Raw genomic sequence first — 7,887 nt, 5'->3', positions numbered from 1 at the left:
GGGTGAACCCCGACGGCACGATCGTCGGCGTGCGGTCCGGGCTGTGCCTGGACGTCTCGGCCTGGGGCAAGGCCAACGGCACGGGGGTGCAGATCTGGTCGTGCCACGGCGGCACCAACCAGAAGTGGACCGGCCTGTCCGGGACGGGCAACGCGTGTGCTCTTCCGTCGACCTACCGGTGGACCTCGACCGGCCCGCTGGCGGAGCCGAAGGCGGGGTGGGCCTCGCTCAAGGACTTCACCAGCGTCGTCCACAACGGCAAGCACATCGTCTATGCCACGACGCACAACACCCTCGCCGGTAACGATGGGCGCTGGGGATTGACGACCTTCAGCCCCTTCACGAACTGGTCCGACATGGCCACCGCCACCCAGAACACGATCCCCTTCGACGGCATCGCGCCGACCCTGTTCTACTTCGCCCCGAAGAACCTCTGGGTGCTCGCCTACAACGGGGCTTGGCCATACAGCTTCTCCTACCGCACCTCGAGCGACCCCACCGACCCCAACGGCTGGGGCCCGCAGCAGGAACTCTTCACGACCACCCTCCCGGACGTTGTGGATGCCGACGGCAAGCGCCGGAAGGTCGGCCCCCTTGACGTGACCCTCATCGGCGACGACACGAACATGTACATGTTCTTCGCCGACGATGAGGGCGGCATCTACCGCGCCAGCATGGCCATCGGCAACTTCCCGGGCACCTTCGGTTCGTTCACGAAGATCATGAGCGACACGGCGCTCAACCTGTTCGAGGCGCCGGAGGTCTACAAGGTCAAGGGTCAGAACCAGTACCTCATGATCGTCGAGGCCCAGAATTACACAGGGTACGGTCGCTACTTCCGCTCGTTCACGGCCACCAGCCTCGACGGCACGTGGACACCGTCACCGCAGGCCAACACCGTGACCAGCCCCTTCGCCGGCAGTGCCAACGGCGGCGCGACGGCCTGGACCAGGGACATCAGCCACGGCGATGTGGTTCGCACCAACCCCGATCAGACCAAGACCATTGACCCCTGCAATCTGCAGTTCCTCTACCAGGGGCGCGACCCCAGCACCGACAACATGGACTACGGCCTCCTGCCGTACCGGCCGGGGGTACTGACACTGCAGCGCTAGCCGGTGGCGTGACGCAGGTCCTGGTGTTCCTGACGCTCGCGGGCAACGACGTACGCCGAACCGGGTGAGCGTCACGGCGAGCGATCAGGAACGGGTGGAGTTGGAGCGGCGGGCTCGGTGCAAGGCCGAGCCCGCCCGTGCACGCGGAGAACCCGGATGGTGGCGGCCTCGTCCTGGTCGACCACAGGACGCGGAACGTGTCGAGCCTGGTGCGTCGGTCGGTTTCAGGGTTTGTCGAGTGAGCCGGGGTCACCGGCGTCCGAGGTGATCACTGGGCGGCGGCGTGGTCGTCCGGCTGGTTGATCCACACGTTGGTGGGGATGATCGGCGGGGTGGGTGGCTTGTTGACGAACCGTTCGGGGTTGCGCCGGTAGACCGCGGTCAGGACGTCGGCGCGGACGGCGACCATCCAGACGACGGTGTAGCGGCTGTAGATGTCGATGATCGAGTACAGGTGGTGGAAGACCCTTTCGCCCGGTCCGCGCAGCCGCGTCATGCCCCGGGACCGGATCTCGTTCGGGCGGGTGGCCGGCAGTTCCGGTTGGGCGTGCGCTGGGTGGACGGCGGGGCGGCGACGCTCACGGACCTCGTCGTGCTCGCGCAGGATGCGGTACATGGTGGACACGCCGGCCACGTACACGCCTTGGTCGAGCAGCTGGTGGTATGCCGATGCCGGGGCCGTGTCGGCGAAGCCGCCGGTGTTGAGCGGCGACCGCACGGTGGCCTGCTCTCGGGTCGACACGGCGCGTGGCTGCGGTCGTGCGGCGGGCGCGGCTTGGCCGATGGCGGCGGGGACTGGCGGCGACGGCGGTAGTGGCCGGCCTGGGCCCGGCCGGTGGCACGGTACGCACCCCCGGTCCAGGGCGTGAACTCCGCCACGGCCGTCTCGATCGCGGCGTCGATCATCTGGTCTCGCCCTGGTCGGTCGCGCTGTCGGAGGCGAGCTGACCCGTTGCGTCGGTAGGGACGGACCGGCCAACGGCGGGTCCATGCCGACGCGGAGGCTGTCGCTCCGGTACCGAAGTCATCCACCCACGACCAGCACGAGCATCCCGGGCCCCGCACACACCAGACCCGTGACCAGCAACTTCACGATGCACAGTGCTCACTGGGGCTCAGACGTAGACACGTGATTCGAAGCCGAACTCCTCCCACCTCTCCTCGGTGAAGCCGGTGAAGCCGGTGAAGCCGGTGAAGGGAACGCCTCCGTCCACGGACACCATGCGGGTCACGTCGATGTCCCATCGGCCGTGGTCCTTCAACGGTGGTCGGCCCGGACCGGCGTGCGGCGGGCCCGATGCCACGCCGCTGTCAGCCTGTTCGCCCGCTCAACGGCGTTCTGTCCGCACGGAGTTGGTGGCAGGCCACGGCCCCGGCCCAGCCCAGCCTCACGCGTCGTAGAGGTGGAAGCCGCGGCCGCTCTTGCGGCCGAGGTGGCCTGCGGCGACCATGCGTCGCAGCAGGGCGGGCGGTGCGTACAGCGGCTCCTTGAACTCTTCGTACATCGACTCGGCCACCGCCTGCGCGGTGTCGAGGCCGATGAGGTCGAGCAGGCGCAGGGGGCCCATGGGGTGGGCGCAGCCGAGCTCCATGCCGCGGTCGATGTCGTCCGGGCGTGCGGCGCCCGACTCCACCATCCGTACCGCGCTGAGCAGGTAGGGCACGAGCAGGGCGTTGACGACGAACCCGGAGCGGTCGGGTGCCTGGATGACCTGTCTGCCCAGTTGCCGGGCGAAGTCCCGGGTGCGCCGCAGGGTCTCCTCGCTGGTGGTCAGGGCGGGGATGAGCTCGACCAGTCGCTGTACGGGCACGGGGTTGAAGAAGTGCATGCCGATGAGCTGCGCGGGCCGGTCCGTGGCGACGGCGAGGTCGACGACGGGGATCGAGGAGGTGTTGGTGGCGAGGATCGCCGTGGGGTCCTCGACCGCCTTGTCCAGGGTGCGCAGGACGTCGGTCTTGATGTCGCGGTTCTCGGCGACGGCCTCGATGACGAACTGGCGGTCGGCCATGTCGCTGAGGTCGTGGGTGAAGGACAGTCCGGCGAGGGCCTGGTCCCGCTGCCGTTCGCTGAGCTTGCCACGCCGTACACCCCGGTCGAGGGAGGCGGTGATACGGCGGCGGCCGGCCTCGACCGCGTCGTGGGTGGCTTCGGCGACGCGGACGTCGATACCGCTGTGGGCGGCGACTTCGGCGATGCCGGAGCCCATCAGGCCGCAGCCGACGACGCCGAGGCGGGTGACGGTATCCATCCGGGGTCCTATCTGAAGAGTGACCGCGCGAGTGGCTGCGCGGGGGCTTTCCGGGATTCGGTTCAGACGTTGCGGCGGTACTGGCCGCCGACCTCGAAGAAGGCCTCGGTGATCTGCTGCAGCGAGCAGACCCGGGCGGCGTCCATGAGGACGGCGAAGACGTTGCGGCCGCTCACCGCCGCTTCCTTGAGAGCGGTCAGGGCGGCGTGGGCCTGGTCCCGGTGGCCGGCCTGGTACTCCCGCACGCGGTCCAGCTGGGACTGCTTCTCCACCTCGGTGGCGCGGGCCAGTTCGATGACGCCGGGCTCGGCGGTGTCGGCGTGGGGGTTGCGGAAGGTGTTGACGCCGATGAGGGGCAGGGTGCCGTCGTGCTTGCGGTGCTCGTAGAGCATCGACTCGTCCTGGATGCGGCCGCGCTGGTAGCCGGTCTCCATGGCGCCGAGCACGCCACCGCGTTCGCTGATCCGCTCGAACTCCTGGAGTACCGCCTCCTCGACCAGGTCGGTGAGTTCGTCGATGATGAACGACCCCTGGAGGGGGTTCTCGTTCATCGCCAGGCCCCATTCCCGGTTGATGATCAGCTGGATGGCCAGGGCCCGGCGTACGGATTCCTCGGTGGGGGTGGTGACCGCCTCGTCGTAGGCGTTGGTGTGCAGGCTGTTGCAGTTGTCGTAGATGGCGATGAGCGCCTGCAGGGTGGTGCGGATGTCGTTGAAGTCCATCTCCTGGGCGTGCAGGGAGCGGCCGGAGGTCTGGACGTGGTACTTCAGCTTCTGGCTGCGCTCGCCCGCGCCGTAGCGTTCCCGCATCGCCACGGCCCAGATGCGGCGGGCGACCCGGCCCAGCACCGCGTACTCCGGATCCATGCCGTTGGAGAAGAAGAACGACAGGTTCGGGGCGAAGTCGTCGATGCGCATGCCCCTGGCGAGGTAGGCCTCGACGTAGGTGAAGCCGTTGGCCAGGGTGAAGGCCAGCTGGCTGATGGGGTTGGCCCCGGCTTCGGCGATGTGATAACCGGAGATGGACACCGAGTAGAAGTTGCGGACCTGGTTCGCGATGAACCACTCCTGGATGTCGGCCATCATCCGCAGGGAGAACTCGGTGGAGAACAGGCAGGTGTTCTGGCCCTGGTCCTCCTTGAGGATGTCGGCCTGCACCGTGCCGCGCACGTTGGCCAGCGCGTGCGCGGTCAGCTCGGCGGCCTCCTCGGGCGACGGGTCGCGGCCCTCGACGGCGCGGAACCCTTCGACCTGCTGGTCGATGACGGTGTTCAGGAAGAACGCCAGGACGGTCGGCGCGGGCCCGTTGATCGTCATGGAGACCGAGGTCGTCGGCGCGACCAGGTCGAAGCCGTCGTAGAGCGCCTTCATGTCCTCCAGCGTGGCAACCGACACTCCGGAGGTGCCGACCTTGCCGTACACGTCGGGACGTTCGTCCGGGTCGCGGCCGTAGAGGGTGACCGAGTCGAACGCGGTGGACAGCCGGGTGGCGGGCTGGCCTTCGGAGAGCAGCTTGAAGCGCCGGTTGGTGCGGAACGGGTCTCCCTCACCGGCGAACATCCGGGCCGGGTCCTCGCCGTCGCGCTTGAAGGGGAACACCCCGGCGGTGAAGGGGAAGTGGCCGGGGAGGTTCTCCCGGCGCCAGAAGCCCACGAGTTCCCCGTGGTCGGTGAACCGGGGCAGCGCGACGCGGGGAATCCTGTTGCCGGACAGGGACTCGCGGGTCAGCCTGGTGCGGATCTCCTTGTCCCGGACCTTCACGACCTGCTCGTCGCCCGAGTAGGAGGCGACGACGGCGGGCCACTTCGCGATCTGCTCGCCCAGGTCGTGCGGGAGCCGCCTGCGGGCGTCCGCCAGCAGCGACCGTACGTCGTCCGCGTCGAAACCGGCGTCGACGAGCTCGCCCCTCACCGTGTCCAGGCGCTGCACCCGGCGTGCGGCCTCGGCCAGCCTGCCGGTCTCGGCGTGGTAGGCGCGGACGGCGTCGGTGATCTCGGCGAGGTAGCGCACCCGGTCCGCGGGCACGACCTGGCGGATACCGGAGGAGTGCCGCGCGTCGACCGGTGGCAGTGTGCCCTCGGGCAGCGGCAGCCCCTTCTCGGCCAGGGCGGTCTTCACGTGCTGGTAGAGCGCGGTGACGCCGTCGTCGTTGAAGGTGGCCGCGGAGGTGCCGTACACCGGCATGTCCTCGGGCCGCATGCCGAACGCCTCGCGGTTACGGACCAGTTGACGGCCCACGTCACGCAACGCGTCCTTGGCGCCGCGCCGCTCGAACTTGTTGATCGCCACGACGTCGGCGAAGTCGAGCATGTCGATCTTCTCCAGCTGCGAGGCGGCACCGAACTCCGGCGTCATCACGTACATCGAGGTGTCGACGAACGGCACGATCGCCGCGTCGCCCTGCCCGATGCCCGGCGTCTCCACGATCACCAGGTCGAAACCGGTGGCCTTGACCACGTCGATCACGTGCGACAGGTGCTCGGGCAGCTCGCGGCTGCCGCGGGTGGCCAGGCTCCGGAAGAAGACCCGGCTGCCGTCGAGGGAGTTCATCCGGATCCGGTCGCCGAGCAGGGCACCGCCGCCCCGGCGGCGGGTCGGGTCGACCGCGATCACGGCGATGCGCAGCTTGTCCTGCTGGTCGACGCGGAACCGGCGTACCAGTTCGTCGGTCAGCGACGACTTGCCGGAACCGCCGGTGCCGGTGATGCCCAGGACCGGTGTGACCCGGGCCGAGGCGGCGGCCCGCAGCTGGTCCAGGAAGTCCTCCGACAGCTTGCCGAGTTCGGCTCCGGTGACGGCACGGGCGATCGCGAACCGCTCGCCCGCGAGTACGGCGGCGACCTCGGCCGGCTTGCCGTCCCACAGGTCGAAGTCGCAGTCCCGCACGACCGAGTTGACCATCCCGGCCAACCCCATCCGCTGACCGTCCTCCGGGGAGAAGATGGTCACCCCGCTCGCCCGCAGCCGGGCTATCTCCTCGGGCACGATGACGCCGCCGCCGCCGCCCACCACCCGGACGTGGTCCGCCCCCTGCGCGCGCAGCGACTCGACCAGGTACTCGAAGTACTCCACGTGTCCGCCCTGGTAGGACGAGACCGCCACACCGTGGGCGTCCTCCTCCAGCGCCGCGTCCACGACCTCTTGCACCGACCGGTTGTGTCCGAGGTGGATCACCTCGGCGCCCTGGGACTGGAAGATGCGCCGCATGATGTTGATCGACGCGTCGTGTCCGTCGAACAGGGCCGAAGCCGTGACCAGGCGGACGGGGTGCACGGGTTGGTGCAGGTCGCTCATGGGGGCCTTCCCGGACGGTTCGATGTCACACTGCTACAGAGATACTAGGACGTCCTAGTAAATTGCCGGAAGGGGCGACGAGGATGTGAGCAGCGGCACAGGGGCTGTGGCGACGGCTGTCCGCGTCAGAGGTCGAGGACCAGACGCGGCTCGCAGGAGCGGGAGACACAGATGAGCATGGTGTCGCCGGCGGCCCGCTCGTCCTCGGTCAGCAAGGAGTCGCGGTGGTCGGGCCTGCCGCCGAGAACGTCGGTCTCGCAGGTGCCGCAGGTGCCCTCGCGGCAGGAGAAGTCCACCGTGACGCCGGCTTCCTCCAGTGTTTCGAGCACCGAGCGGTCCGCCTGCACCATCAGGGTGAGCCCGGAGCGGGCGAGCTCCACCTCGAAGGCCTCGGCCGAGCCGGCCCCGGCCACCTCTGCCGGGGCGAACCGCTCGACGCCCAGCGTGCCCGGGGGCCAGCCGGTGGACTTCTCCCGCACGGCCCGCAGCAGGGGTTCGGGACCGCAGGCGTGCACCAGGGTGCCCGGTTCGGGCCGACCGAGGAAGGCGGCGAGGTCCAGCAGGCCGTACTCGTCCTGAGGGCGGATCAGCGCGCGGTCCGCGTACGGGGCGAGACGGTCCAGGAACGCCATGGAGGTGCGGGTGCGGCCGCCGTACAGCAGACGCCAGTCGGCCCCCGCGGCCTCGGCGGCCTCGACCATGGGAAGAATCGGTGTGATGCCGACGCCTCCCGCGACGAACAGATGGCGTGCCGCGGGCCGCAGCGGGAAGTTGTTCCGTGGTCCGCGGACCCGGACGGTGTCGCCTTCGCGCAGGTGGTCGTGGACGTACGCGGAGCCGCCACGGCCCCGCGGCTCGCGCAGCACGGCGATCTGCCAGGTCTCACGTTGCTCTGGGTGCCCGCACAGGGAGTACTGACGGATCAGGGCGCCGCCCTCGCTGTCGGCACGGTCCAGGAGCACGTCGATGTGGGCGCCCGGCGTCCAGGCGGGGAGTGCGTCGCCGTCCGGGCGGCGCAGCGTGAGGGAGAGGACACCGTCGGCGGCGGGGGCGCGGGTCGCCACGGTGAGGATCGTCTCGGCCAGGGACAGTTGGTCGTTCATGGTGTGTCAGCTCCGGGGTTCAGGCCTGCGCCGGGACGTGCAGCAGCAGCGCGTCGCCCTGACCGCCGCCTCCGCACAGGGCCGCCGCTCCGCTGCCGCCGCCGCGTCGCCGGCGTCGAGTCCTCCG

The 7,887-nt window shown here is 69.7% G+C and carries 5 protein-coding genes; 1 reads left to right on the top strand and 4 read right to left on the bottom strand.

Features of this window, described 5'->3' with window-relative positions; all coding sequences use genetic code 11:
• Nucleotides 1-1,115 (top strand): non-reducing end alpha-L-arabinofuranosidase family hydrolase (locus AWZ10_RS00165; RefSeq protein WP_060890128.1); only part of this gene is annotated, 1,115 nt, incomplete at its 5' end.
• A 268-nt stretch (nucleotides 1,116-1,383) separates the two neighbouring features.
• Here the strand turns inward: AWZ10_RS00165 and AWZ10_RS47075 are convergent.
• From AWZ10_RS47075 to AWZ10_RS00145, 4 genes are all read right to left on the bottom strand, one after another.
• A complete protein-coding gene (locus tag AWZ10_RS47075) occupies nucleotides 1,384-1,857 on the bottom strand; it encodes a hypothetical protein (protein WP_078935106.1) in 474 nt (157 codons plus the stop codon).
• A gap of 646 nt (nucleotides 1,858-2,503) precedes the next feature.
• Nucleotides 2,504-3,364, bottom strand: coding sequence for a 3-hydroxybutyryl-CoA dehydrogenase (locus AWZ10_RS00155; RefSeq protein WP_046702540.1), 861 nt, complete (start codon nucleotides 3,362-3,364; stop codon nucleotides 2,504-2,506).
• Nucleotides 3,365-3,426: 62 nt separating this feature from the next.
• Nucleotides 3,427-6,657, bottom strand: a complete 3,231-nt coding sequence (gene icmF / locus AWZ10_RS00150) for a fused isobutyryl-CoA mutase/GTPase IcmF (protein WP_060890127.1) — start codon at nucleotides 6,655-6,657, stop codon at nucleotides 3,427-3,429.
• Nucleotides 6,658-6,782: 125 nt separating this feature from the next.
• On the bottom strand, nucleotides 6,783-7,760 hold the full coding sequence (locus AWZ10_RS00145; RefSeq protein ID WP_060890126.1) for a PDR/VanB family oxidoreductase: 978 nt from the start codon (nucleotides 7,758-7,760) through the stop codon (nucleotides 6,783-6,785).
• Nucleotides 7,761-7,887: the final 127 nt, after the last annotated feature.

Origin of the sequence: Streptomyces europaeiscabiei (genome assembly GCF_001550375.1) — a bacterium.
Classification (GTDB): Bacteria; Actinomycetota; Actinomycetes; order Streptomycetales; family Streptomycetaceae; genus Streptomyces; species Streptomyces europaeiscabiei.
This window is presented reverse-complemented; position numbering and strand designations above follow the sequence as displayed.